This is a genomic window from Flammeovirga pacifica (assembly GCF_000807855.2).
Taxonomy (GTDB): Bacteria; Bacteroidota; Bacteroidia; order Cytophagales; family Flammeovirgaceae; genus Flammeovirga; species Flammeovirga pacifica.
This window is the reverse complement of record NZ_JRYR02000001.1, coordinates 942,263-967,710: the sequence shown is the minus strand read 5'-3', so window position 1 is coordinate 967,710 and position 25,448 is coordinate 942,263. Positions and strand designations below refer to the sequence as shown.

Genomic DNA, 25,448 nt, shown 5'->3' with positions numbered 1-25,448 from the left:
CTTAAATTTAAAATATAATAAATGTGAATTATTATTATGTAGATAACGAAATAAGAAGAACATTTTATATACCAAATTTGTAATTACAACAACAGTTTTGGAGAAATAAATATAAATACTCAATGATTGATATAGATAATAAAATATTTTTTTCAGTAATTATTCCAACATATAACCGACAATATTTTATAGGGAAAGCTATACAATCAGTATTAAATCAAACATACTCAAATTTTGAGATTATTATTGTTGATGATGGAAGTACTGATAATACAAAAGATATTGTTAAAACATTTTCCGATAATCGTATTAGGTATTTTTGGACAAAAAATCAAGAAAGAGGAGCTGCACGAAATTTTGGAATTAGAAAATCTAAAGGAAATTATGTCTGTTTTTTAGATTCTGATGATATATATTTAAATGATCATCTAGCAATAGGTTTCAATAATTTAAGTGAAAATAAGTGTGCTTTTTATTTTTCAAATTATTCTGTTGTTGATAATGATAATAATATAGTTCTTAAAAATTTTTTGGGTAATGAAAAAGATTGCTTAATGAGGATATCATACAATAATTTTTTATGTCCTATTGGTGTATTTTTTAGATCTGATATTGCTGAAAAATACTTATTTTCTGAAGATAGGAATTTTACGATTGGTGAAGATTTATATGTTTTTTTAAGAATTATTGCAAGGTTTGGAATAAATTTCAATCACAGTGTTACAGCTCACCTTATTCAACATAATTCGAGAACTATGTCAATTGTAGATCCTAGTGTTATTGATTATTCAGTTAATAAAATGATTTGTCTATTGAAAAAGGATATATTTTTTTTTGATAATTATAGTTTTCTTATTCCAATAATAGAAGCTAATCATATATCATTACAGTCATTGTATTTATCTATGGAGAGTAAGAAACTCGAAAGTGTTAAAATGTTAATAAAAGCTATCAAATTAAATTTTAAAGAGTTATTCAAAAGAAGAACAGTAGCAATAATTAAATATTTAATTTTTTCATGAAAAAAAAAGTAACCCATATACTATATTCTGGATTAGGAGGACACGGAAGTGTTGTATTTTCAATTTTACAAGGTGACAAAAATAATGAACTAGATCAAAGCCTTATATTTTATGGAATAGAAAAATTACCAGAGGACTATAGAAATAAAGTTTCAAAAAGGAACTATAATGTGATATATAAGAAAAAGGGTTTTGATTTAATATCTTATTATAATGTTGTAAAATGTTTGAGGAAACAAAAACCTGAAGTTATTTTTCTTCATAGTACGAATTTGATTTTTGCTGTGAAAATATTTAGTATTTTATATGGAGCTAAAATAATATCAATTGAGCATACTCCAAATGAGACGAAAACTCTTATTGAGAAAATATATACACTGTTTTCGTTAAAAGTATCAAATACCGTTGTTTTCTTAACTGATTTTTACAAAAATCAAATATTAAATAAATATAGTTTAAAAACTTATTTTAAAGTTATAAATAATGGTATTGATACTAATTTTTACAAATTACCATATTTTCCCAAACGCTCATATAATTTAATTATGGCTGCACGTTTTACATTTCAAAAAGATCAAAAAACGATTATAAATGCATTAAATAAATTAAATAAAATTTCTATGTTTAATTATGATTTATTTTTGGCAGGTGAAGGAGCTACTTTAAATGAATTAAAAGAATACACTGTCAAAAATAAGATACCTAACATACATTTTTTAGGATTATTAGGAGAAAAAGAATTATTGAGATTTTTACAAAAGTCAGATATATATATACAATCATCATTTTCAGAAACAATGTGTACTTCAGTATTACAAGCAATGTCTTGTAGTTTACCAGTCATTGGAACAAATATACCTGGAATAAATAATATAATTGAAGATGAATTAAACGGACTATTATTTGAAGTAAATAATACTGATGAATTAATATCTAAAATTTTGTTTTTGGAAAATCAGAAAATTTATAATTCTATTTCAAAAAATGCTAGAAATAAAATGTTATTAGAATTTTCTCAAGAACGAATGTTTAAACAATATCAAACTTTAGTTGATTAATGAAAATATTACATACTTCCAATATTACTGGTATAGCAGGATCTGAGAATTATTTATTAAATATATTACCTGTTTTAAATAAAAGTAAAGAAATAGAAATTGAATTTTTAGTTTTAACACCATTAAATTGTAAAGGACAAGAAGGTAAATTCAGAGAGGTTCTAGAAAGAAAAGGAGTAAAATGTCATACAATCTATTTTTCAAAAAGTAGACTATTTAATGTAATTAGGAAAATAAATTCTATTTACATATTAGGAAACTTTCAAGGTATACATTCTCACTTATTGCATGCAGATCTTATTATTTCTCTGACAAAGAGGATCCTAAACAAAAAGATCGTTTACTTTTCTACAAAACATGGTTATGAAGAAAATTATAATAATAAATATGGGTTTGATCCTAGTTTTAAGAAAAAAAACATCTACCTATTATTAGCAACTTATGCAGAAAAAGTGATTGATAGGTCATTTGCTATTTCAAAAGGATTACAAGATTTATATATTGGTTTAGGTATAAGTAACAAAAATAAATTAGATCTGATTCATTATGGTTTTGATTTACCGGATTCTTTACCTTTCGATAGTTTCTTTAGAAGAAGTGATAAGCAATTAGTTATGGTAGGTCGTTTAACAGGTTTTAAAGGTCATAAATATGCAATAGAAGCAGTTGATATTTTGAAAAATAAAATCAGTGATGTTAAATTATTAATTGTTGGAAGTGGACATCTAGAGACTGAATTGAAAAATTATGTAAAAAAATTAAAATTAGAACCTTTTATTGAGTTCATAGGTTATCACCCTGAAGGAAGAAGATTTATGGACGCATCTGATGTAGTTCTTATACCATCAAGAGCAGAAGGTTTTGGTGTAGTTGTTTTGGAAGCATTTGCTGCAAAAAAACCAGTTGTAGCTTTTAATGTACCTTCTTTGGATGAGCATATTATTGATAATAAATCAGGAAGATTATTAGAACCTTATAATGTTCAATCATATGCAGAAGCAATACAAGAATTATTAGAAAAACCTAAAAAAAGGGATGAAATGTCAAATAATGCTCATCAAAAACTAAAAAGTTATTATAACCTCGATAGAATGTTAGAAGAAACATTATGTTTTTATTCTAACTTTTTTTCTTAGTTTCCGAGGTTTATTACTGTAATATAAAATAACTAAAATTGAAGTGTAAAAAGGTAAAATTGGTGTTTTAAATCGCTGAAGAACACCAAAATTGTAAGAAATAAATCCAGCAACAAATCCAAACATTAAGGAATATAATAGGAAAGAAATTAATATTGGATTAGAAATAAAAGTATTAAAAATTTTTATGGGTCCTATTTTTATTAAAACTATCAAGCTCATCATTAGAAAGACTAAACTCTCTAAAGCTCCTAATAATTGTATTATTTTACTTGTCTCCCAAAGATATGGTCTAAATAATGTAACATTAATTGCTTCAGGTATAGATTTAATCATTCCTAAAGGAGTAATATCGCCTGAGTTACTTAAAGTATACGTTGAGGCACTACCTCCTCCATGGCCTTTTTGTATTCGTCCATGATCACCTTGAAACCCAGATATAGTAGTTTGCGCTTGTTTAAATTCGTCATTTTGGCTTATATTTTTAATTATTTCAGTATAACTTAAATATAGTATTAGTGGAGATGATAAAAATATTATTATTATAAAAAAATAACGTAAAGTATTGTTAAATTTTCTTAAAAATAAAATTATCAAATAAATAAATAAACTTAAGTATAGAAGATATATCGTTATACCTTTAACATTAATTGTTATATAAAAACATAAATAAATTATTATAAAAGCTTTAAAGTCTACTTTTTTTTTATGGATACCTCTTAAAAAATAAAAAGTAGAAAAACCAATAGCACCAGTTGTAATAGATTCCTTTAAAATACCTGAGCTCCAAAAGATACAAGCTGGAATAAATAAAATTGCATAAGCTAATTGTTTATAGTATTTTTTGTATTGAGTAGATATTAATTGATAAAGTTTCCACGAGCCTAAAAAGGACCAAAAACTAAATAATATCGACGTACTATAATAAGAGTTAAATGTCATTAAGTTGATAATAAAAGTTAATTTAGTCATCAATCTTGTGGAAGAATTCTTTATATAAAAGTTGTTTTCAATATAAATATTATTAGATCCTAAATCACCATTATATAAAAGTATTTCTATTCCTTTGTTAAAGTCAATATTGAAAGCCTTAAATATTTTGACGGCATTATAAAAATATAAAGTAGAATCACCATAACCATAGTAAAACTGATATATAAGGCAAATAAAAATAGCACCAAACATCTTAGCATGTAAACCCCTCCAAAAATACTTTTTTGTATACTTATTGGTCCATCTTTTAGCAAAGAAAGGAGCTATTAACCAATAGATTAATATTAAATATATTGGCGTTATGCAAAGATTATAAATAGGGTTCATAAATTAAATTCGTTCAAAAAGATAATAATTATCAATTACGATTGAAGTTTTCTTAAAATAAACTGAAAGGTTTTCAGGAATTTCTGTTGTATCTGCGAGTAGATAATCAATTTTAAATTCATTAATAAAATCTATTTGTGATTGTTGATAACTTATAAAATTATTTTCTTTTTTTTGATTGTTAGTGTATAGTGAAAATGTTGTATTTTTTTTTATACTTTTTTGTTCATTAGTATTTTCTGGTAGATATTGAGTTGTTAAGCAAGTAATTTTTAAAGGGTCAGTAAAAAAAGATAAGCTATTTAGATGACCTTGGTAAACTTGTTCTAAACAACTGAATATAGATTGAGAATAATTGTTTTTTGTCCTTAGATAAACAAATGTTGATTTATTTATAATAGGAGGGGCTTTATAAATTGATTTTAAACTATAGTTTGTATAAGGTTTATTAATACAAAATGGTATTAAGAGTAAAATCAGGCTAGGTAATATTTTTTTTTTATTCTTAGAAATTTGATAAATACTTACAAAAACAAGAATGTTTGTTAACGGAATAAAAATAGCTGTCCAGAATTGATCTCCATCTCTCATCTGATGAGTAAGTGCATAACATAATAAAGAGCTGAAGAAAAAAACTGAATAGTATAATAAGTAAATAAAATTTTCTTTTAAAATTTGTACTCCTATTAAGCAGCAAATAGGTAATAAAACAATAAATGATTGTACAGTTGTTTTACCTATGATATTAATTATGGTTTTAATAGTATCAAATGAAGTGTAATATTGAATTAATATATCTAATGAAAACCCGGTACCTAAATCAGAATTATTAGAATTACAATAATAGAATAAGCCTATTATTATAGTCACACCTATTAAAAGTACCATATTTGAAAGAAATTGGTTATAATTTATTCTTTTTGATAAGAATAGATTATATAACAAAATTATTGTTGCCGAAATAAATATTGATGGTGCAATTATTATGTAACCAAAAGCACCAAAACATATGATAAAAGTGAATTTTATAAATTCATTTCTTCTAATATAAAATATACCTAATATTAGAGATAAATAAATAAAAAAATGTTTTTTATGTTCAAATAATGAAATATCCCAAATAGGAGCACTAGCTTTTAAATTGAATACTTCAAGATTCAGAATCCATCCAAAAGTTGAAAAAAACGGAAAAATAATTAAAAATGGATAAAATAGAATAGTATTTATTTGAAAAACTTCTTTAATTCCAATTATAATAGTAGTTAGAAATATAGTCATTGAAATTAAATTTAAACTATATATACTGTTTATATTAAATAAAAAAGTATATATACTTGAATACCAAATTTCAGTATAATGATATGGAGCTAATCCTCTTTTATCATATAGAAAATAATCTAAAGAGAAATTTTCTATACCAGTTTCTATTAAATATTTAGCAATTTTCGCATAAAAAATATAATCACTATCTGAAAAAACAAATTTTTTATTTTCAAAAAAATCAACAAAAGAAAAACTTAACAATAAAAAATAAAATAATAATATGGGAATATAAATATATATATGTCTGTATTGGAGATTAATTTCAATTTTTTTATTTTTTTGTTTAAAAAAAATAAAAAAATAAATAGGAATTAATCCGATTAAAAAGGTTTTAAATTGTGTAATACATAAAGCTATAATTAGTGAACTTGTAATTAAACCTATACTAAGATGAATAAATGTATTATTAATTTTAAGTTTAAAAATATATTTATTTATAATAACTCCAAGGAAAAAAGTTGACAAAAATCCTATTAAAGTAACAAAAAAATAAAAAGAAAATTCAAAGATTAGATCCATTAGTTTGATTTTTTATAAAAAGTTTTTAAAAAATGATTCTATAATTTCAAAAATTTTTAAATTATTTAATTCATAATATAAAGGTAATCTCACCAAGCAATCCGAATAATAATCACTCTTTTCAAGGTGTCTTAATTCATTTTTCTTTAAGTAATAATCACTTTGATGTAAACTCAAATAATGAAAAACACATTTAATATTATGCCCACCCATATAATTAATAAATAATGAACGTTGATTAATGTCATTTAAAATGATATAAAACATATGTCCGTTATTAGAAGCATAATCAGGAATAAAAGGTAGTTTGATCAAGCCTTTATCTTCAAGAAGTTTTAAATTGTTGTAATAAGCTAGCCAAATCTCTTTTCGTTTATTTTGAATGTCATTAATGTTTTCTAGTTGTGCATATAAAAAAGAAGCATTCAATTCACTAGGTAGGAAACTACTACCTGTATCTTTCCATCCATATTTATTCGCTTCACCTCTAAAAAATTCAGCTCTGTTAGTGCCTTTTTCCCAAATAATTTCAGCTCTATTGATAAATGTGTCATCGTTTATGGCTAAAAGACCACCCTCACCGCATTGTATATTTTTTGTTTCATGAAATGAAAATGTACCAAAATGTCCAATACTTCCTAAAGGTCTTCCTTTATAATAACTATCAATAGCTTGAGCAGCATCTTCTATAACATAAATATTATGTTTCTTTGCAATCTCCATTATAATATCCATGTCTACTGCAACTCCAGCGTAGTGAACAACAACAATTGCTTTTGTTTTAGGAGTTATCAACGCTTCTATCTTTGTTTCATCAATACCAGGATGGTCTTTTCTAGAATCAGCAAAAATAATTTTAGCTCCTTGCCTTTCGAAAGCAAGAGCTGAACTTACAAAAGTAAAGCTAGGAACAATTACTTCATCAGTATTCTTAACATTTAGTAATAGAGCACACATTTCTAATGCATCAGTACATGAAGTAGTTAAAAGAGTTTTTTTGAACCCCCATCTTTCTTCAAAAAACAAATGACATTTTTTTGTGTAATTTCCATTACCACTAATATGACCTGAGTATACTGCTTGGTAAAGATAATGAGCTTCTTTTCCTGTTAGATAGGGTTTATTAAAAGGTATCATTCTATTTAAATCTAATTCTAAATTGCTTAAGTGGTAATAATTCGTTTTTATCACTATCGATTATTGATTTAATCATCAATAACCCTTCATTACAAACAACAACAGGAAATGTACCTTTTTTAAATAAAACTTTTCCATTATCCCTATTCTCAATTTTAACATCTTCGATAACCTCTGCTTCTTTTATTGTAACAATGTTATTTGACAAAAATGTTTTTGCTCCATCAAAAGGACTACCTAAAGCATCTATAGTTCGTTTAATTTTTTTTGCAGAATTATTCCAATCAATAAAATAGTCATCTTCATTTCTCCATAAACTGTATGTGGCGTCTTTTTCAATCTGTGGTTTACCGAAAATTATTCTATTATTTAATTTTTCTAAAAAAATATACTCTATTGTATTATTGTAACATTTCGAAATTTCATTAATTGCTTCTTGAATTTTAATTGGGTAATTAATATCAGTTGATGCTTGATAAATAATATCTCCTTTATCAAATTCATCATTTGCAAATATAGCAGTAACTCCAATTCTTTCTTCTCCATTGATCAACATATTTACTAATGGTGAGAAACCTCTATATTTAGGTAAAAGAGAGTCGTGTAAAACTATTAAATCATTTGTGTTAATCAACCAACGCCATGAAATAGCTATGCTTAAATTTTCAGAGGAATAATTTTTGTCTAATGTGTATTTTATATTGTATATTTTACAATGTTCAATTATTTCACTGGAAAAATCATTTTTAATTTTTTTATCAGTACCAATTATTATTATTCCGATTATATCTAAGTATTTTTCTGAAATATAAACAAGAGTATTATACCCTTTTTGAGTCATAAGGTATAAGTCAATTTTGTTCGTTTGTGTCATCTTTTATTATATAAATTGGTCTTTGTTTACCTTCTTCAAAAATTTTACCAATATAAATACCTAATAAACCCATATTGAATGACAACATTCCACCAATAAACCATATAGAAACCATTGTACTTGTCCAACCTTCAACTTTAAAAAAGTTAAACGAATGCCCGATTATTAAATATATACCAAATAACAAAGACGCGATTGTAATAAAAAAACCTATTGTTATTCCAATTCTCAATGGCTTATTAGAATTAGAAAGAATATTATCACTTGCTAATTTGAATAATTTACGAATACTATATGATGAATTTCCCATTTCTCTTGAGGAATGTTGAACATCAACATATGTAAAATTAAATCCCATCCAATTTAAAAAAAGCGGATACATTCTATTTTGTTCTTTAAATCTTTTAAAGGTTTTAATTACAATTCTATTTACAATTGAGAAATTTGCAATAGTTTCATCAGATTTTCTATCAGTAAAATAATCAAAAGTACGATAAAACAATTTAGAAGATAATTTTTTTAAGAATTTATCCTGTCTATTTACACGTCTTGCATAAACTATATCAAACCCTTCATTTATTTTTTTATATAATTTTTCAATTTCTTCAGGTTGGTCTTGTAAATCTCCATCCATCACAACCAAAAAGTTACCTTTACAAAAATCTATTCCAGCTGTTATGGCATAATGTTGACCAAAATTTTTGGAAAAGTTTAAACCACGAACATTACTATTCTTTTTACATAGAATTTTAATAATTTTCCAATCATTCATTGGGCTTGAATCATTTATAAAAATAATTTCATAAGTAATATTTAGTTTATTAAAAGTTTTTATTAATCTTTTATATAATTCCATTAAACTTTTTTCACAACAATAACAGGGAATTACAACAGAAATTTCTGGATTCATTTTAATCATTTATATTACAAAACACCCAACCCCAAAACCACAAATCACTACCTTCTGTCTAACTCCATTATCAGGGTTTATACCTCCAATGCCTTAGCAATTTGAGGTAATCCTGTTTCTTTGGCCAATACCATAGGGTGTAGATCCGATGGTATTTCAACATCTGTACCTTCAATAAAGATTTTACGGATGTCAAAAAGTCTTCTTCAGATTGAGGTTTTATTTCTTTGCCTAGAAGTTCTTTGGCTTTGGAGTTGACATAAGTAGGTATTCCGTTTTCGTTGGTGAGTAGGATACCGATGTTAGCATTATCAAAAATCTTGCTAATTGTGGATTTTTCTTCAATTAGTTTACCTTGACTTTGATATTTTCCCAATTGAGACTTTGCCCACCGGAGTTCTTCCAATTGAGCATGGAAATGTTGGTCGACTTCCGTTTCTATTTCTTTTTTGTTCAGCTTACTATTTTTGCCTTCTTTTCCTATCTCAATTTCAAGGAAAATATTTTGCCATTCTGCGGGAACATCTCTAGATAATTCTGAATCTATTCCTTGAGATTCGTATTCTAAATGTTTTATTAAAATATCTATAGGTTGATAAATCCAACGTTTGTTGGAGCTACCCATAAAGAAATATAATATCGTAATTAATAGAATACTTAAAAGGGTGAAGGGTTATGTATTGATGCTTTGGTTTAACCAGAGGTCTGCTCTTAGTATGACCAATGCAATTGATCTTTGTAACGCGTTATCTATTTCTACCCTCGTAATGAAGTGTTCTTTGTAGTTTTTAGACGATTTATACCGTTGTCTTCTAAATTCTATTTGTTATTGATTCTTGAAGTTCTCTATGAGCTGTTTTATCTAAAATATGATTATCAATGAATGAGTTGTTGATTTAGAAAATAGGGATGCTTTTATCGTTTAAGAAATAAACGGATGCTTGAGTGTATATAAACAACTCAAGTCCTGATGGAAATGTTTAAAGATTATCTTTAATTAAAGTTGAAACCAAAATCTTAGAAAAATCTTTAGAAGAACTGCGATGCAAATGATTTCCATCCGTAAATAAAAATTGGTTACGAATAAGTGTGAAATCATAATAGTTTTTATACCCTTTTAATAAGGTGATTTTTTCGTTGAAGTCAAAATTCAAATCATTTTCAATTTGTAGTATCTTATCATGAATAGGAATTCTAACTAAATAAACTTCACCAAATTGATTTAAATAATTAATTGTTTTTTGTAAATATTGAAATCGAACAGTTGAGAATTTGGTTCTAGGTAAGTGTTCTTGTCTGTAAGTTTCTTCTTTTTTTAATCTTGATGAGTTAGATATTTCACTTTTATTAATTTCCACTTCCAGCCAGCCATCGGTATGAAGTAGCATTTTTGTTTTTTTTAAAAATAAATTGTAAGGTGATTGATCATAATTATAAATAAATTCAAAATTTGGTAATGAATTGACATTATTTATATAGGATAAACACAACTTATTTTCTCGGAATTGATTTATATTATCAGGTTCTTCGCACCAACTAGATATTGCCCAAGGATCTACGGCTAATATATAGATGTTATTTTTGTTTTTTGTATCTAATTTTTTTTTAATACTTTCTAAATAGACAGGACCATAAGGACTATGTCCAACAGTAAAGGCATAATTATAAATATCAATATTTAAACTGTCTCTAAAAATACTCGGGACAATCCCTTGAGCTGCTCTTGATGTACCCAAAATTAGTGAACTTTGCTTTTTTGTCGTAAATCTTAAATAAAATGGATCAGAACGACCATCTATTGTAAATATTAAACAACATGTAATAATGATTGAGGCTAAACAAAATAAAGATGTTTTAAAAATAAAAGTTTTCAAGGTATTAAAATTGAAAGTAAATAAATGTTTGTTCATTTCCTTTAAAAAGGAAGATAGATAATCCAATTCCTAAATAAATACACCATCTTACATATTTAGATAGCAATGTGAAAGGCTCTAAAGAAGTTGTATTTGTTCTATCGTACCATTCTACAGTTAAAAAGATTAGAATAGATAATAAGAACTTCTTTGGTAAAATATGAATTCCAGTCCCTTCTTCAATGATATAAGGTGTTCCAAAATTAGAAAATGTGAAAATTGCTTCTATCATCTCAAAAGCAACTTTAATAGTTTCTGCCCTAAAAAACAACCAAGCAATCACAACCATAAAATAAGTAATCCCCATTTGAAACAACTCTTTCAAGCTCGGAAGTAATCTGTCTTGAGCAACAACATCCATATTACTACGGTTTCTTTTCATTAATAAAAGAGGTATGAAGTAGATAGCGTTCAATGCACCCCAAGCGATGAAAGTCCAATTGGAACCATGCCAAAAACCACTGACTAAGAATATAATAAAAGTATTACGGACTTTCATCCAAGTACCACCTTTACTACCTCCTAAAGGAATGTAAAGATAATCCCGGAACCAAGTTGAAAGTGATATATGCCAACGTCTCCAAAATTCTGCAATGTCTCTAGAAAAATAAGGGAAAGCAAAGTTTTGCATTAAATCAAAGCCAAATAACCTTGCTGTACCAATTGCTATATCTGAATATCCTGAAAAGTCTCCATATATCTGGAAACTAAAGAAAATTGCTCCGAGCAAAAGTGAACTTCCATTGTAATCTTCATAATTATTGAAAACTATGTTGGCATAAAATGCACAGTTGTCAGCAATAACTACTTTTTTGAAAAGTCCCCATAAGATTTGACGCATTCCATCCACTGCTTTATCGTACTCAAAATATCTACTCCTTTGGAATTGAGGAAGGAGGTGAGTAGCTCGCTCAATTGGTCCTGCTACTAATTGAGGGAAGAAACTTACAAAAGCAAAAAAGTCAACAATATTTTCTGTTGGTTCTAATTTTCTTTTGTAAACATCTATGGTGTAGCTTAAGGTTTGAAAAGTATAGAAGCTAATACCAACAGGCAGTACAATATTTAACCTGTCGACATGTATTGTGGTACCAAAAATTGTAAATGCTTCTGCAAAGCTTTCAACAAAGAAATTATAGTATTTGAAAAGCCCTAATAATCCAAGGTTTACAAATAAACTAGCTTTTAAAAGCCATTTTCTTGCTTTTGGATCTACTGTTTTTCCTATTTTTTTGCCTATTGAGAAGTCTATAAAAGAACTAAAAGCAATTAAACTTAAGAAACGCCAATCCCACCAACCATAAAATACATAGCTAGCGATTAATAAAAGAATATTTTGAGCTTTAATATTCTCCTTTGTACAAAACCAATAAAGTATAAAAACTATTGGAAGAAAAATTGCAAACTCAATACTATTAAACAGCATTAAAAAACCAGTTTGAGTAGTTCAAAAAAATTACACCACAAAACACCCAACCCCACAACCAAAACCAACAGCACAAATCACTACCTTCTGTCTATCTCCATTATCAGGATTATACACCTCCAATGCCTTAGCAATTTGAGGTAATCCTGTTTCTTTAGCCAATACCATAGGATGTTGATCTGATGGTATTTCGACATCTGTACCTTCAATAAAGATTTTACGGATATCTAAAAGATCTTCTTCGGATTGAGGTTTTATTCCTTTGCCTAGAAGTTCTTTGGCTTTGGAGTTGACATAAGTAGGTACTCCGTCTTCGTTGGTGAGTAGGATACCGATGTTTGCATTATCAAAAATCTTGCTAATTGTGGATTTTTCTTCAATTGGTTTACCTTGACTTTGATATTTTTCCAATTGAGACTTTGCCCACCGGAGTTCTTCCAATTGAGCATGGAAACGTTGGTTGACTTCCGTTTCTGTTTCTTTTTTGTTAAGCTGACTATTTTTGCCTTCTTTTCCTATCTCAATTTCAAGGAAAATATTTTGCCACTCTGCAGGAACATCTCTAGATAATTCTGAATCTATTCCTTGAGATTCGTATTCTAAATGTTTTATTAAAATATCTATGGGTTGATATATCCAACGTTTGTTGGAGCTACCCATAAAGAAATATAATATCGTAATTAATAGAATACTTAAAAGGGTGATGGGTAATGTATTGATGCTTTGGTTTAACCACAAGTCTACTCTTGGTATAACCAATGCAATTGATCTTTGTAACGCATTATCTATTTCTACCCTCGTAATGAAGTATTCTTTGTAGTTTTCAGACGATTTATACCGTTGTCTTTTAAATCTATTTGTTATGGATTCTGGAAGTTCTCTATGAGCTGTTTTATCTAAAATATGATTGTCTATAGAAGAATTGTTGATCCAGAAAATAGGGGTGCCTTTATCGTTTAAGAAATAAACGGATGCATGAGTAAATTTAAACAACTCAAGTCCTGATGTCTTTACTTCAGCAACGGTCTTTTTGATTTCTTTTGATGCTATTTTAAACTGGAAAGCTGCTGATGAACTTCCGATGGCATTGTAAAGGAATTGTTTTTCCTTTTGTACATCAGTATACATTTTTATTATTGAACCTGTGAGGATAGCAATAATAAAAACGATATATAAAAGTGCTCCACGTACTTGAAGCTTTGAAAAAATGGTATTGAGTTGTGAATTCATCCCTTTGTATTCAAGTTAATTCTTTGCTGTTTTGATAACCTATCCAATCGAACTTCTCTTGGTAATTCTTTTCCATTAATGATATTCTGAATAAGTAATTCTGCAAAGTAGGGACCCAAAGATACACCTTTTGCACCCAAACCATTAAAGATATGAATATTTTTATAATCTTTTGAAGTGCCAATAAATGGTCTTCGATCAAATGTAGCAGGACGAATACCGGACCAATGCTCTAATATTTCAAATTCATCATCAATGTATTCTACTTTTTCTAATAACTGATTCTTTCCTTTTTGAGTGGGAGAGTTCATTTCTTCTACTCTTTCATAAGTAGCTCCTAACTTGCAATTACCTTCATCATCAATAGGAAGTATAAAACCATTTTTATTGATAATATGATTGAATCGAGCATTCTTAAATTTAATCAATAATAACTCTCCTTTTACAGGTCTGAAATCTAATGTAGGGAAGTAAGGGTTGTTTTCCACTTTATTTCCTTCGGCAAAAATGATATGTTTTGCTTTTAAATTTTTATAAGTAAGTTCATCCTCATATTGTAATTGATTGAAATCAAAAGTTTCAATCATCAATTTATTATCTAGTTTGATTTGTTCTTTAAAAGCATCTAGAAAGACAGGGATATCTAAATATCCTGATCTTTGTATTTCCATTCCTCCAAAATCATTAGGAATATATTGCTCATATATCCCCTCTGGATGAAAAGAAGAAATATATGATTCGTATTTCGAATCTGCACTCGCACTTATCCAATCCGTTTGCTTTTCCTGACTATCAAAAGGGAAATAAATATTGATAGGCTTGAAGGAATTTGTAGAATATTTTAAATCGAAATTAGGGTAGAAGTCATCCAATTTATCCCAAAGGATATCGCATAACCATGTCTTCACCATTTTTCGTCCAGTAATAGGGTTATAAAGTCCACCAGCGACCCTCGAAGAGTTTTTCAACGTCCCATCATCAATAATTTTATAGGAATAACCATTATTTTCTATGGTTTCTGCTAAAATTGTCCCTGCAATACCCTGTCCAACGATTAAAAAATCGACCTTCTCTGTCATACTAAAAATCAAATTGTAAATTTGTGGTAAATATAAGCAATCAAAATTTCATTTGTGCTGTATTGTGAACTCAGTTGTCATTGGTCTTGTATACAAAAGTTTAAATTAATAAGAATGGATAATTTTAAAGAATTAAGATGGAGAGAAAGATTTCAAGATTTATCAAAATCATTCAATAAACTAGAGGTAGCATTAAAAAGAGACCATTCAGATGAAATCATTAGAGCTGGAATTATTCAATTTTTTGAAATGACTTTTGAATTGTCATGGAAAACACTGAAAGATTATTTAGAATCGGAAGGGTATGAAGTAAAGTCTCCAAGGGCTACAATACAGCAAGCTTATCAAATTAGTGTTATTAAGGAGGGACATCAATGGATTGATGCTTTGAATAAACGTAATTTAATGGCACATACTTATGATGAAGACCTATCTCTAGAAGCAATTCACCTAATAGAAAAAGAATATATTCTTCTTCTTAGAGACTTAATTAAATTCTTTGAAAATGAACAATAAATTTGGGCTAAGAATAGAAGATATTAATTATATCATTAAAACATTAGAAAAATATGATCACATAACCAAAGCATATATTTTTGGTTCTAGAGCAATGGGGAATTATAAACAGGGTTCTGATATTGATATAGCAATTGTAGGAGAAAAGGTGAATTTTACAGACGTAGCCACTCTACATGCAGCCCTAGAAGATGAATCACCAATGCCTTATTTTTTCGATATTGTAGCGATGAATACATTAAAGAATGAAGACTTAAGGTCACATATTTATACAAAAGGAATAGAGATTTATAAAAAATAGAATATGATACAAATACAAACTTTCACATTTAACCCATTTCAAGAAAATTCGTACTTAATTTGGGATGAAACTAAAGATGCCGTTATTGTAGACCCTGGATGCTATGATGCTTCAGAGCAGGAACAATTAAAATCTTTTATTGAGTCAAATGAATTGAATGTGGTTAAAATTATCAATACCCATTGTCATTTGGATCATGTATTTGGTAATAAATTTTGTCAGGATACATTTGGTGTGAAATTATATATACCAAAAGGAGAAGTAGAAACACTTGCTTCTGGTAAAGATTCATGTGCTAGATATGGTATACCTGGTTTTATAGAATCGTGCGCTGATGAGTTATTAGAAAACGAAGGTACAATTACCTTTGGAGATTCAACTTTGGAGATTTTATATGTACCAGGACACTCACCAGGACATTTAGTTTTTTACTCTAAAGAAGACGATTTTGCATTAGGAGGAGATGTGCTCTTTAAAGGTTCTATTGGTAGAACAGATTTACCTGGAGGAGATCATCAAACACTTTTAGATAATATAGCTAATGTGATGTATCAATTACCTAATCAAACAAGAGTTTATCCTGGTCATGGTCCATTTACAACAATTGGTGATGAGAAAAGGAGTAATCCTTTTGTAAGAGGTTAGTTTTAACCTATGAATTAATTCATGGGTTATAGAAGATATAGATAGAGAAGGAATTTACTGTAAAGTGTTTGTCCGTGATTTATCAAGTCGTATAATTATAATAATTTGAAAAAGCATATACCTAATGCCATCACTTGTGGGAATTTAATTTCAGGGTGTATTGGTATTTCCTTTTGTTTTGAAGGGAATTTAGTGAATGGAGCCTTGATGATCCTTATAGGAGCAGGGTTCGATTTTTTTGATGGATTTGCAGCAAGAATGCTCAAAGTATCCTCTCCAGTGGGTAAAGAATTAGATTCTTTAGCTGATATGGTAACATTTGGAGTGTTGCCTTCTGTCATCATGTATCATTTATTGATGTATACCGATGTACATTTTTATTTACCTTATTTAGCATTCCTTTTAGCCGCTTTTTCTGCCATCAGGTTAGCTAATTTCAATGTAGATGAAAGACAGTCTGATGGTTTTATTGGTGTACCTACACCAGCAACGGCTATCATTATTGGGTCGTTACCTTTAATTATGCAATGGTATCCTCAATATGATGCTTATGTATCGAATGTTTATGTTTTAGTCGGACTGACTCTAGTTTTATCTTATCTAATGAATGCTGAAATTCCTTTGGTCTCACTAAAGTTCAAAAATTTTGGTTGGACAGGAAACGAAGCTAGATATATTTTGATCCTCTCAAGTATTGTTTTATTGGCGATATTTAGAGTAGCAGCATTGCCATTGGTGGTGTTAATGCAAATATTAGTGTCTATCGTATTTCGTTCCAAATCACAGAAATAAAGCCACTAAAACTTGTGAAACCACATAAATTCTAACACGACTGAAGTCGTGTTAGAATACTAAAGCAAAAACCCATGACTTCAGTAGTGAGTAAGAAGAAAAAAAGCATATAATCTTATTTGCATTTATTTACAATTATAACTAACATTGCACAAAGCTTAACATCTCTCAGAACTACTACCTACAAATGCAACTAGTACAACGGAAGCAAACACCATCTCGAAAGTGGGGTGATAAAACCAAAAGTTCTACAACTATTACATTCTCAGAAACTCCTAATTATACCACTCAAGAGTATAAAATATTAGGAGAGTATATCCAAAAACTTATCACTACTCAAAAGGTAGATGAGAATTCTCGTGCTACAATAAATCCAGATTTATATCAAAGTATAATAGAATTAGAGGAATTGATATTGAGTTGTATCTCATATAAAACGACAATATTCTCAGATGAAAAAGCTTTGAAAATCATTCATCAATATGCTAATTTGATATTAAAAATTGGTATTGAGCAACATATTGAATTTCTTCCTTTATTATCATTCCAAAGACTATCACATCGTAATCGAAAAATCTTAAGTTATCTATTTGCTGATAATACAACTCAAACTTTTCAAAGTAATGATGATGTTGAATTTATGTGTTCTATAATTCATGATTTAATAGAAAAAGTTACAAGCAACCCTACAAGAAATAGTAATCATGCTAATTCCTTACAATTTCAAAAATTACAGAATTTTTTATTGGAGGAATTACAATTGAATCCTCAAAAAGTAGAGTATATAAATAAAGTCTATCAGGAAAAATATGATATCAGCTTGTATGAAGCGATAACTCCACTAAGTATGATATATGAGGAAAATATTTTATGGACATTACCTCAAAAACATATCTCAGAACTACGTAGAGTTACTCCTAAAATAGTTGATATCCACCAATATGTATTATCAGCAGATATTAATACGGAAGATTTTGCATCAAGTACTTTTAAACTGGTAGAATTTCAACACGAGTCTAAGACCCCCAAATGGTTCTTAGATTTAGAAATCTGTGCTCTTATTGATACTCAAATCAAAGATCATGTAAAAAAACAAGAATTATTTAGAAATGAATTTGGAGAGGTGGTGATGAATAACCCCACGTTCAATTACACTTATCCACCTTTTTTATCACGTACCTCTATTTCAATTCAGTATACTTTTCCGGAGGTGAAGGAAATATTAAATGATGTTTTAGAGGAAGGAGAGTACGATCAAATTTATCAAACAGCATTTAAGAAGAAAGAAGACTTTATCTACAGTCAACCCCGAACGATTGATTACAATCAATTGGCAGATCAAATATATAAGGAACTAAATAAAGATAGTCTGATAGAATCCTATTATAACTGCCTAAGTTTGTTAGATAAACTACATGAATATCTTCCGTTGGATTGGAAAGGTTTGGAAACTAATTTCATCAATTACTTAGGGTTTGGACGTACATCGATTAGTAATATTTCTTTTGATAAAATAGAAGGGCATCCGCCGAGTATAGAAAAATTAAAACAAGTTTATTACAATCGATATAAAATTGAGCTTTGGCAGTCATTAAATCAAAATCTAGAGAAGTCTAGCTTTGCAATTGCTCATAAATTAGCTTCATCAGAAACGGATGGAAAAGATTTGGATGAAATAAAGATAGCAGAGTTTTTATATGTAGCACTTTCTGATATCAAATGTAGAGTTGAGGAATTAAATAAAATATCATCATCAAGAAAAAAAGGTCAAGTAGACCATAGTTACCCTCAAAAATTAATTCATCTTAAGAACGAATGTATAAGGGACATACAGCAATATATCCTTCAGACCGAATTGAATTATTTTAATTGGGAAAACATATTATTTCATTATCAAAAGTATGGTTCAGATTTCAAAAAAGATCTACATTTCTGTGGTATTTTTAAAGAGGTTCATGAGTTAATACCTGAACATTTGATGCATCAATGGGTGAATGATATAAGTCTTGGTGGAGTTTCAAAGAATTTAATTGAAATAGAAGAGGAAGTTAAGAATAGAGAAATTGGAACTGCAAGAGGTGATATATTTATGTTCAAAACAGATTGTGAACATTTTAATGAGATCCGTTATCGGTATTTAGTAGCGGATGGAGATACTTTAGAGACAATATGCAGTAGATTACGGCTTTCAGTAAAGGATTTACTTGAAGCAAACTCTTGGTCTAATTTAGATCTTAAAACAGGTTATTTTCAAACAGCATTCGGAAAGGAAATACAACTTCAATCGGGGAGCTATATTTATTTACCACAACATTTTACACCTAAGATTGGAGAGCAATTCTATAAACAAACTGTGGAAAGTGATTTACAATGGGAGAGAGTTGAGAAAATAGAAAGTTTTTGGTTGAGTCGACCCATCAAAATCCAAAAAGGGGATAATATATTCGAAAAAGTAAACGAAATATTATCATTTGATAACTTCAGTTTAATATCCATAAATTTTAATCTGGCTATTGAAATAGAAGGAAGAATTTATGCGAATATCAATATTGCTTTTGGATTGAATACCTCAGCTTTGATATCTAAGACAGTAAATGAATCTTTAGAGGTTAATTTAAATGTATCTCCATCAATTAGCCTAGGTTTAGATAATGGTCAAATTAGTACAAAAGCAAAGGGCAGTGCTACAATTCCTATGGATATCTTTAGAGAACTCAATGGTATCTACACTTCTTATGAACATTTCTTTGCCTTTCTACAACGTGCGTATATCATTTTCACTAATAATGAATCATTCTTCGATAACCTCAAAGAGAAAAAAGAACATTTAAAGCAATTGAGAAAAGGTTACATAAGCAAACATAAAGTAGATACTACTTTTGATGTTAATGTAAATAACGAACCTAAAGAAGTTGGCTTTGATGGTCGTTTAACCTCAACAAGAGTCAAATATTATCAAGTAAATGGCATAACAGATAGATCAATTGAAGACTATGATTCGTACTATGCCAAGAATGAGTATTTCAAAAAGTTACATCATAATGCATCAGAAATTGATGAAGAAAGCTATGGAATTTTAGGAAAGCTTAATGTAAAAGGCATAAAAGTTTTAGCGGATTACATCAACATACAAAAGAAAATATCTGGAAATGGGAATTCTGAAAAAGTAAAACTGAGATTAGAAATACCATTAACAAGAGAAATGTATGAAAAGCTTATTGGATTCTCAACCGCTGAATTATATCTCTTCTTTAAAGTATTAAGGGACATAGAAAAATTTGATCTAGTAAAAGCATTTTCTAGTTCAGCCTTACTTCAAGCAATGATTCATCAACTTTTCAAAGATAATAACCTATCAACATTAACAAGTAATGGTGACTCAAAACTTAAGTTCAAAGGACTTCCAGAATTAGCACTGACTGTAACTTTTATAAAAAAACCGGGGAAATTTCTGCTAGAAAATTGGGTAGGATCTTTTGTTGGAGGACTTCAATTAGATTCAAAAAATGACTTCTCAACCAAATCATGGAATAATTTAAGTGGTAATGCACGTAAATTATTTAAGCGACTAAGAGGAATAAATACCGAATCAAAAATAGGGACTGAATTAAAATTATTCGAGTTCCTTGGTGATAATCCTTTCCATCGAATATTAGAAGTATATAAAGGCATCAATTCTAATGAACTGATGGAAATTGACGCTGAAGGAATTGAATTATCAGGAGAGTATAAAACCTACTTTAAAAAGTTGATTAAAAAGATCAAAAGAGAAAATCCCAAAATAAACATAAAACATGGCGATATCCCTACCATCACAGATCTATTAAAATCGTATCAAACAGATCCCTCTTTCCTAAAAATCAAACACCTTTTTCAAGAACGAACTTCAAAAAAATGGAATAGTTTTAAAAACCAGTTTTTCAATAATGAGTATGAACAAACAATCCAAAATTTCTCCACTCATTTAAGAGAGGTTCTAGTAAATTATGCTAATGATCCTAAGGTAAAAAATTACCGATGGGTGGATATTGAGGGGAATATAGAAGGGTTGAATGCTAGACAGTGTAGATATTATTTTGGGGATCTTAGGATGATAATAAGATTTATGAAAACAAATAGTACTTCTCAAAATGATAAAATTTCAAATTTTATGAATCTAATGATCAATAATAAATCAACAATCGATTTTTTTGAATTAGATGTTTTATTCCCATTATTTATTGAATTTAAAGTTTATGAATACTTCGTATATAATTAGATCTTTTTTCCATTTAGTTCTTTTAATTCTTATGGTTAACTGTAAACAAACAAACGAAAAAGAAATATTAGATAAATTAAGAGAAAAATACAGAGGACATTTTTCTTTTAAATTAAATCATAATAAACAACTAACACATGTTTTATTCTGGGATTTAGAAAACTTAAACAAAATCCCAGAAGAAATAGCATCATTTAAATTTATAGAAGGTATACATATAAATAATTGCTCCCTAAAAGAGTTTAATGATGATTTTTTTGAAGCTGAAAATATCAAAGTAATTGATATTTCGGATAATCCTATTGAACAATTAGATGTTTCTTTTGAAGATTACACGTCTTTGATAAGTCTGAATATTAATAATACCAATTTAAAAGAGTTACCAGATGAATTACTTAAAAATAAAGGTTTGGAGGAACTTCGTTTTTTTAATACTAAAATAAATGAGATTCCAGAAGAAATATTCTCAATAGATTCATTAAAGAGATTACACCTTAATTATTCTAAAGATATTCCAATCAAGCTTGATAAGCTCAAAAAGCTAATAATGTTTGGGGGTAAGTTTGATTCTTTATCTAATGTTCAACTATTAAAGAATATGCAAATATTAATTTTTGATGATAGTGACTTTTCTGTAGTTCCTGATACATTAGATAATTTTAATGATATTCTTTTTTTAAGTTTCAGGAATTGTAAAAATTTAAAAACTTTGCCTTCATCTATTTTTAAATCATTAGAAGAGCAACAACTTGATCTTGATCTAGTAGGTTGTGATAATTTTAAATCTCTTCCAAAATCTTTAATTAATTCAAATCAAATAGGATCTATTACATTAGATAGGTGTCCAAATTTTAATTATTTCCCACCGGGAATGTACATCAATTCCATACGTGTAATCGATGCCAATTGGAAAAATCTACCCAAAAACTTCTTTAAAACAGATTGTCATGATTTATGGATTGACGGTCACGAATTTCATAGTATCAATGGAATTAAAAATATGAAAAGCTTAGGCTTTTGTGTGATTATCAATGGTAATATTGAAGTAGTACCAAAAGGAATTATGGAATTACCTGAATTACATCATATTAATTTAGAGAACAATAAGATTAGGAAATATCCTCAATTTGTTCAAAGACAGAAGCAATTTGATATAGCATTGGGAGGGAATCCGATCGAAGAATAAACAAGGATTTTATTCTATCACGACTTCAGTTGTGTTAAGATACGTACTATTTCAAAAAACCATGACTTCAGTCGTGGGTAAGGGGGCAAACAAAAAGCGGATATTGAAGGGGTGATTGAGAGGCTGTGTGAGAATTACTAGGGTAGTATAAAAGAGATTATCTAGAATTTAAAATCTATGAACACTTTATATATAATTAGAACAATTCTTTTAACAGTAATATTATTTATTATGATTAATTGTAATCAAACCGATGAAAAGCAAGTAATTGAAACACTTCATGATAAATATTACGGAAACTTTACTTATAAAACTAATAAAAATAAAAAGGTAGTTAGAGTAAGATTTTGGGAACTTAATGAGTTGAAAAAAATTCCTTATGAAATTAAATACTTTGAAAACCTTGAAGAAATATACATTAATAATTGCTCCCTAAAAGAGTTTAATGATGATTTTTTCGAAGCTAAAAATATTAAAGTTATTGATATTTCGGATAATCCTATTGAACAATTAGATATTTCTTTTGAAGATTACACTTCTTTGATAAGTCTGAATATTAATAATACCAATATAAAAGAATTACCTGATGAATTACTTAATAATAAAAGATTAGAGGATCTACGGTTTTTTAATACTAAAATAAATGAAATACCTGAACAAATATTCTCAATAGATTCGTTAAAGAAATTACACCTTAATTATTGTCAGGATATTCCAATCAAGCTTAATAATTTAAAACATCTAAGAATGTTTGGAGGTACATTTGATTCTTTATCAAATATTCATCTTTTAAAAAATATTAATACAATAGTTTTTGAAGGAAGTACTTTCAAATCTATTCCTAATGATTTTCACAATTTTAAAGAGATATCATATATAAGTTTTAGGAATTGTAAAAACATAAGAAATCTTCCATCAACATTATTTGAAACCCTTGATGAACAACAGCTATATCTTGATTTATTTGGTTGTAAATCCTTGAAATCACTTCCAAAAGTTTTAACCAATTCTAATTCAATTGGAAAAATTATCTTAGATGAATGTCCAAATTTCAATTATTTCCCACCGGGTATGTACATCAATTCTATTCGAGTTATCGATGCCAATTGGAAAAATCTACCTAAAAACTTCTTCAAAACAGATTGCCATAGATTATGGATTGACGGTCACAAATTTCATAGTATCAATGGAATTAAAAATATGAAAAGCTTAGGCTTTTGTGTGATTATCAATGGTAATATTGAAGTAGTACCAAAAGGAATTATGGAATTACCTGAATTACATCATATTAATTTAGAGAACAATAAGATTAGGAAATATCCTCAATTTGTTCAAAGACAGAAACAATTTGATATAGCATTGGGAGGGAATCCAATCGAAGAATAAACAAGGAATTTATTCTATCACGACTTCAGTCGTGTTAGGATACTACCTCAAAAACCCATGACTTCAGTCGTGGGTAAGGGGGTAAACAAATATGAGATTTTAAAGGGTTGAATGCGAGGCTGTCTAGATATTATTTCCACTTTTTATTGAATTTAAAATTTATGAATACTTTGTATTTAATTAAAATAGGAGCGACATTATTAATATTTATAACAATGATTTCATGTCAAACATTAACTGAATCAGAAGCAAAAACTATATTAAAGAATAATTATAATAATGTTGATTTTGTTTACAATAATGATAATTCACATATTATTGAAATTTATTTCTCAAATTCTATTATAGATAAAATTCCTGATGAAATAAAAGCTTTCAAATATTTAAAAAAAATTGAGTTTGAAAAAACAAAACTAAAAGAATTGAATTTTGATAATATAGTTAATGAAAATTTAGAATCAATTATAATTTATAACGCTCCTTTGAAGCTAATTCCATCAAGTATCAATAGATTCAAAAATTTAAAGAAATTAGTTTTTAAGGGTACAAATGTAAGCAAACTTCCGATTGAAATTTTTGATTTAAAATATTTACAAACTTTAAATTTCAGTAAAACTAAAGTTATACGTATTCCAATCGAAGTTTTTAGATTAAAGACACTTTCACAACTATATGTAAACCAACATAATGACATACCAAAAGAGATTACTGAATTACATAATCTAAAAGCATTTGGAGGTTCATTTAATAATTTCAATAATTTTAAATATTTAAGTGGTCTTAAATATTTATCATTTAATGATTGTTTATCAAACAATATTCCAACCTATATTGGGGATTTCGATAGTTTAACCAATCTGAATTTTATTAATTGTAATATAAGAAGTTTTCCTGATCAGTTATTTCGAAACATTCCAGAACAGCAGCTATATCTTAATTTGCATGGCTGTGACTCTTTAAAATCACTTCCAAAAGTTTTAACCAATTCTAATTCAATTGGAAAAATCATCTTAGATGAATGTCCAAATTTTAATTATTTCCCCCCAGGCATGTACATCAATTCTATACAAGTTATAGATGCCAATTGGAAAAATCTACCTAAAAACTTCTTTAAAACAGATTGTCATGATTTATGGATTGACGGTCACGAATTTCATAGTATCAATGGAATTAAAAATATGAAAAGCTTAGGCTTTTGTGTGATTATCAATGGTAATATTGAAGTAGTACCAAAAGGAATTATGGAATTACCTGAATTACATCATATTAATTTAGAGAACAATAAGATTAGGAAATATCCTCAATTTGTTCGGGGGCAAAAACAATTTGATATAGCATTGGGTGGGAATCCGATCGAAGAATAAACAAGGATTTTATTCTATCACGACTTTAGTCGTGTAAGGATACAACCATCAGA

Annotated in this window: 21 protein-coding genes; 11 read left to right on the top strand and 10 right to left on the bottom strand. The window is 28.0% G+C overall.

Translation table 11 applies throughout. The features are described from left to right. Positions 1–122 precede the first annotated feature (122 nt). From NH26_RS03925 to NH26_RS03915, 3 genes are read left to right on the top strand one after another with little or no spacing between them, the layout of a single operon-like run. Complete coding sequence (locus tag NH26_RS03925; protein WP_052432324.1) at positions 123–1,022, top strand: glycosyltransferase family 2 protein; 900 nt, start codon at positions 123–125, stop codon at positions 1,020–1,022. Then, the gene (locus NH26_RS03920; protein WP_044229743.1) at positions 1,019–2,080 is read left to right on the top strand and encodes a glycosyltransferase family 4 protein; all 1,062 of its coding nucleotides are present in this window, start codon (positions 1,019–1,021) and stop codon (positions 2,078–2,080) included. Before NH26_RS03925 ends, NH26_RS03920 begins: the two co-directional genes overlap by 4 nt. Beyond that, on the top strand, positions 2,080–3,216 hold the full coding sequence (locus tag NH26_RS03915; RefSeq protein WP_044229746.1) for a glycosyltransferase family 4 protein: 1,137 nt from the start codon (positions 2,080–2,082) through the stop codon (positions 3,214–3,216). Before NH26_RS03920 ends, NH26_RS03915 begins: the two co-directional genes overlap by 1 nt. Here NH26_RS03915 and NH26_RS03910 read toward each other — a convergent pair. The 10 genes from NH26_RS03910 to NH26_RS03865 all read right to left on the bottom strand — a co-directional run bounded on the left by NH26_RS03910 (position 3,187) and on the right by NH26_RS03865 (position 14,947). Beyond that, complete coding sequence (locus NH26_RS03910; protein WP_044229749.1) at positions 3,187–4,536, bottom strand: hypothetical protein; 1,350 nt, start codon at positions 4,534–4,536, stop codon at positions 3,187–3,189. The genes NH26_RS03915 and NH26_RS03910 overlap by 30 nt on opposite strands. 3 nt (positions 4,537–4,539) lie before the next feature. After that, a complete protein-coding gene (locus NH26_RS03905; protein WP_044229752.1) occupies positions 4,540–6,378 on the bottom strand; it encodes a hypothetical protein in 1,839 nt (612 codons plus the stop codon). Positions 6,379–6,390: 12 nt separating this feature from the next. Further along, on the bottom strand, positions 6,391–7,515 hold the full coding sequence (gene rffA / locus NH26_RS03900) for a dTDP-4-amino-4,6-dideoxygalactose transaminase (RefSeq protein ID WP_044229755.1): 1,125 nt from the start codon (positions 7,513–7,515) through the stop codon (positions 6,391–6,393). A gap of 1 nt (position 7,516) precedes the next feature. Further along, positions 7,517–8,356 (bottom strand): formyltransferase family protein, encoded by an 840-nt coding sequence (locus tag NH26_RS03895; RefSeq protein WP_158021878.1) that lies wholly within the window; start codon positions 8,354–8,356, stop codon positions 7,517–7,519. A 10-nt stretch (positions 8,357–8,366) separates the two neighbouring features. After that, positions 8,367–9,299 carry a glycosyltransferase family 2 protein gene (locus NH26_RS03890; protein ID WP_044229766.1) on the bottom strand — a complete coding sequence of 311 codons (933 nt, stop codon included), beginning with the start codon at positions 9,297–9,299 and terminating at the stop codon, positions 8,367–8,369. 70 nt (positions 9,300–9,369) lie between these two features. Next, a complete protein-coding gene (locus tag NH26_RS03885; protein ID WP_071397079.1) occupies positions 9,370–9,924 on the bottom strand; it encodes a PAS domain-containing protein in 555 nt (184 codons plus the stop codon). Between the two features lie 355 nt (positions 9,925–10,279). Further along, complete coding sequence (locus tag NH26_RS03880; protein ID WP_044229906.1) at positions 10,280–11,209, bottom strand: hypothetical protein; 930 nt, start codon at positions 11,207–11,209, stop codon at positions 10,280–10,282. Beyond that, positions 11,178–12,638, bottom strand: coding sequence for an MBOAT family O-acyltransferase (locus NH26_RS03875; protein WP_044229903.1), 1,461 nt, complete (start codon positions 12,636–12,638; stop codon positions 11,178–11,180). Before NH26_RS03875 ends, NH26_RS03880 begins: the two co-directional genes overlap by 32 nt. Positions 12,639–12,668: 30 nt before the next feature. Then, complete coding sequence (locus tag NH26_RS03870; RefSeq protein WP_071397078.1) at positions 12,669–13,868, bottom strand: PAS domain-containing protein; 1,200 nt, start codon at positions 13,866–13,868, stop codon at positions 12,669–12,671. After that, a complete protein-coding gene (locus NH26_RS03865) occupies positions 13,865–14,947 on the bottom strand; it encodes an NAD(P)/FAD-dependent oxidoreductase (protein ID WP_044229800.1) in 1,083 nt (360 codons plus the stop codon). Before NH26_RS03865 ends, NH26_RS03870 begins: the two co-directional genes overlap by 4 nt. 114 nt (positions 14,948–15,061) lie before the next feature. Here NH26_RS03865 and NH26_RS03860 point away from each other — a divergent pair, with 114 nt between their 5' ends. From NH26_RS03860 to NH26_RS03825, 8 genes are all read left to right on the top strand, one after another. Beyond that, positions 15,062–15,463, top strand: a complete 402-nt coding sequence (locus NH26_RS03860; protein WP_044229802.1) for an HI0074 family nucleotidyltransferase substrate-binding subunit — start codon at positions 15,062–15,064, stop codon at positions 15,461–15,463. Continuing rightward, a complete protein-coding gene (locus tag NH26_RS03855; RefSeq protein WP_044229803.1) occupies positions 15,453–15,764 on the top strand; it encodes a nucleotidyltransferase family protein in 312 nt (103 codons plus the stop codon). The genes NH26_RS03860 and NH26_RS03855 overlap by 11 nt, the downstream gene beginning before the upstream one ends. 3 nt (positions 15,765–15,767) lie before the next feature. After that, positions 15,768–16,409: an MBL fold metallo-hydrolase gene (locus NH26_RS03850; protein WP_044229805.1), complete on the top strand. Its 642-nt coding sequence runs from the start codon at positions 15,768–15,770 to the stop codon at positions 16,407–16,409. Between the two features lie 105 nt (positions 16,410–16,514). After that, positions 16,515–17,201 carry a CDP-diacylglycerol--serine O-phosphatidyltransferase gene (pssA, locus tag NH26_RS03845; protein ID WP_044229807.1) on the top strand — a complete coding sequence of 229 codons (687 nt, stop codon included), beginning with the start codon at positions 16,515–16,517 and terminating at the stop codon, positions 17,199–17,201. Positions 17,202–17,388: 187 nt separating this feature from the next. After that, positions 17,389–21,459 (top strand): LysM peptidoglycan-binding domain-containing protein, encoded by a 4,071-nt coding sequence (locus NH26_RS03840; protein WP_044229809.1) that lies wholly within the window; start codon positions 17,389–17,391, stop codon positions 21,457–21,459. A 31-nt stretch (positions 21,460–21,490) separates the two neighbouring features. Then, on the top strand, positions 21,491–22,645 hold the full coding sequence (locus NH26_RS03835; RefSeq protein ID WP_139262844.1) for a leucine-rich repeat domain-containing protein: 1,155 nt from the start codon (positions 21,491–21,493) through the stop codon (positions 22,643–22,645). Between the two features lie 177 nt (positions 22,646–22,822). Continuing rightward, positions 22,823–24,031 (top strand): leucine-rich repeat domain-containing protein, encoded by a 1,209-nt coding sequence (locus NH26_RS03830; RefSeq protein WP_139262841.1) that lies wholly within the window; start codon positions 22,823–22,825, stop codon positions 24,029–24,031. A 161-nt stretch (positions 24,032–24,192) separates the two neighbouring features. Further along, positions 24,193–25,395: a leucine-rich repeat domain-containing protein gene (locus NH26_RS03825; RefSeq protein WP_071397075.1), complete on the top strand. Its 1,203-nt coding sequence runs from the start codon at positions 24,193–24,195 to the stop codon at positions 25,393–25,395. Positions 25,396–25,448: the final 53 nt, after the last annotated feature.

What these genes read in the sequence shown, in the direction of transcription:
- NH26_RS03880 (WP_044229906.1), bottom strand. Translation starts at nt 11,209, where the DNA reads ATGAACAAACATTTATTTACTTTCAATTTTAATACCTTGAAAACTTTT.
- NH26_RS03910 (WP_044229749.1), bottom strand. Translation starts at nt 4,536, where the DNA reads ATGAACCCTATTTATAATCTTTGCATAACGCCAATATATTTAATATTA.
- NH26_RS03835 (WP_139262844.1), top strand. Translation starts at nt 21,491, where the DNA reads ATGGTTAACTGTAAACAAACAAACGAAAAAGAAATATTAGATAAATTA.
- rffA (WP_044229755.1), bottom strand. Translation starts at nt 7,515, where the DNA reads ATGATACCTTTTAATAAACCCTATCTAACAGGAAAAGAAGCTCATTAT.
- NH26_RS03875 (WP_044229903.1), bottom strand. Translation starts at nt 12,638, where the DNA reads ATGCTGTTTAATAGTATTGAGTTTGCAATTTTTCTTCCAATAGTTTTT.
- NH26_RS03855 (WP_044229803.1), top strand. Translation starts at nt 15,453, where the DNA reads ATGAACAATAAATTTGGGCTAAGAATAGAAGATATTAATTATATCATT.
- NH26_RS03840 (WP_044229809.1), top strand. Translation starts at nt 17,389, where the DNA reads ATGCAACTAGTACAACGGAAGCAAACACCATCTCGAAAGTGGGGTGAT.
- NH26_RS03870 (WP_071397078.1), bottom strand. Translation starts at nt 13,868, where the DNA reads ATGAATTCACAACTCAATACCATTTTTTCAAAGCTTCAAGTACGTGGA.
- NH26_RS03860 (WP_044229802.1), top strand. Translation starts at nt 15,062, where the DNA reads ATGGATAATTTTAAAGAATTAAGATGGAGAGAAAGATTTCAAGATTTA.
- NH26_RS03915 (WP_044229746.1), top strand. Translation starts at nt 2,080, where the DNA reads ATGAAAATATTACATACTTCCAATATTACTGGTATAGCAGGATCTGAG.
- NH26_RS03885 (WP_071397079.1), bottom strand. Translation starts at nt 9,924, where the DNA reads ATGGGTAGCTCCAACAAACGTTGGATTTATCAACCTATAGATATTTTA.
- NH26_RS03925 (WP_052432324.1), top strand. Translation starts at nt 123, where the DNA reads ATGATTGATATAGATAATAAAATATTTTTTTCAGTAATTATTCCAACA.
- NH26_RS03865 (WP_044229800.1), bottom strand. Translation starts at nt 14,947, where the DNA reads ATGACAGAGAAGGTCGATTTTTTAATCGTTGGACAGGGTATTGCAGGG.
- NH26_RS03890 (WP_044229766.1), bottom strand. Translation starts at nt 9,299, where the DNA reads ATGAATCCAGAAATTTCTGTTGTAATTCCCTGTTATTGTTGTGAAAAA.
- NH26_RS03825 (WP_071397075.1), top strand. Translation starts at nt 24,193, where the DNA reads ATGAATACTTTGTATTTAATTAAAATAGGAGCGACATTATTAATATTT.
- NH26_RS03830 (WP_139262841.1), top strand. Translation starts at nt 22,823, where the DNA reads ATGAACACTTTATATATAATTAGAACAATTCTTTTAACAGTAATATTA.
- NH26_RS03850 (WP_044229805.1), top strand. Translation starts at nt 15,768, where the DNA reads ATGATACAAATACAAACTTTCACATTTAACCCATTTCAAGAAAATTCG.
- NH26_RS03920 (WP_044229743.1), top strand. Translation starts at nt 1,019, where the DNA reads ATGAAAAAAAAAGTAACCCATATACTATATTCTGGATTAGGAGGACAC.
- NH26_RS03895 (WP_158021878.1), bottom strand. Translation starts at nt 8,356, where the DNA reads ATGACTCAAAAAGGGTATAATACTCTTGTTTATATTTCAGAAAAATAC.
- NH26_RS03905 (WP_044229752.1), bottom strand. Translation starts at nt 6,378, where the DNA reads ATGGATCTAATCTTTGAATTTTCTTTTTATTTTTTTGTTACTTTAATA.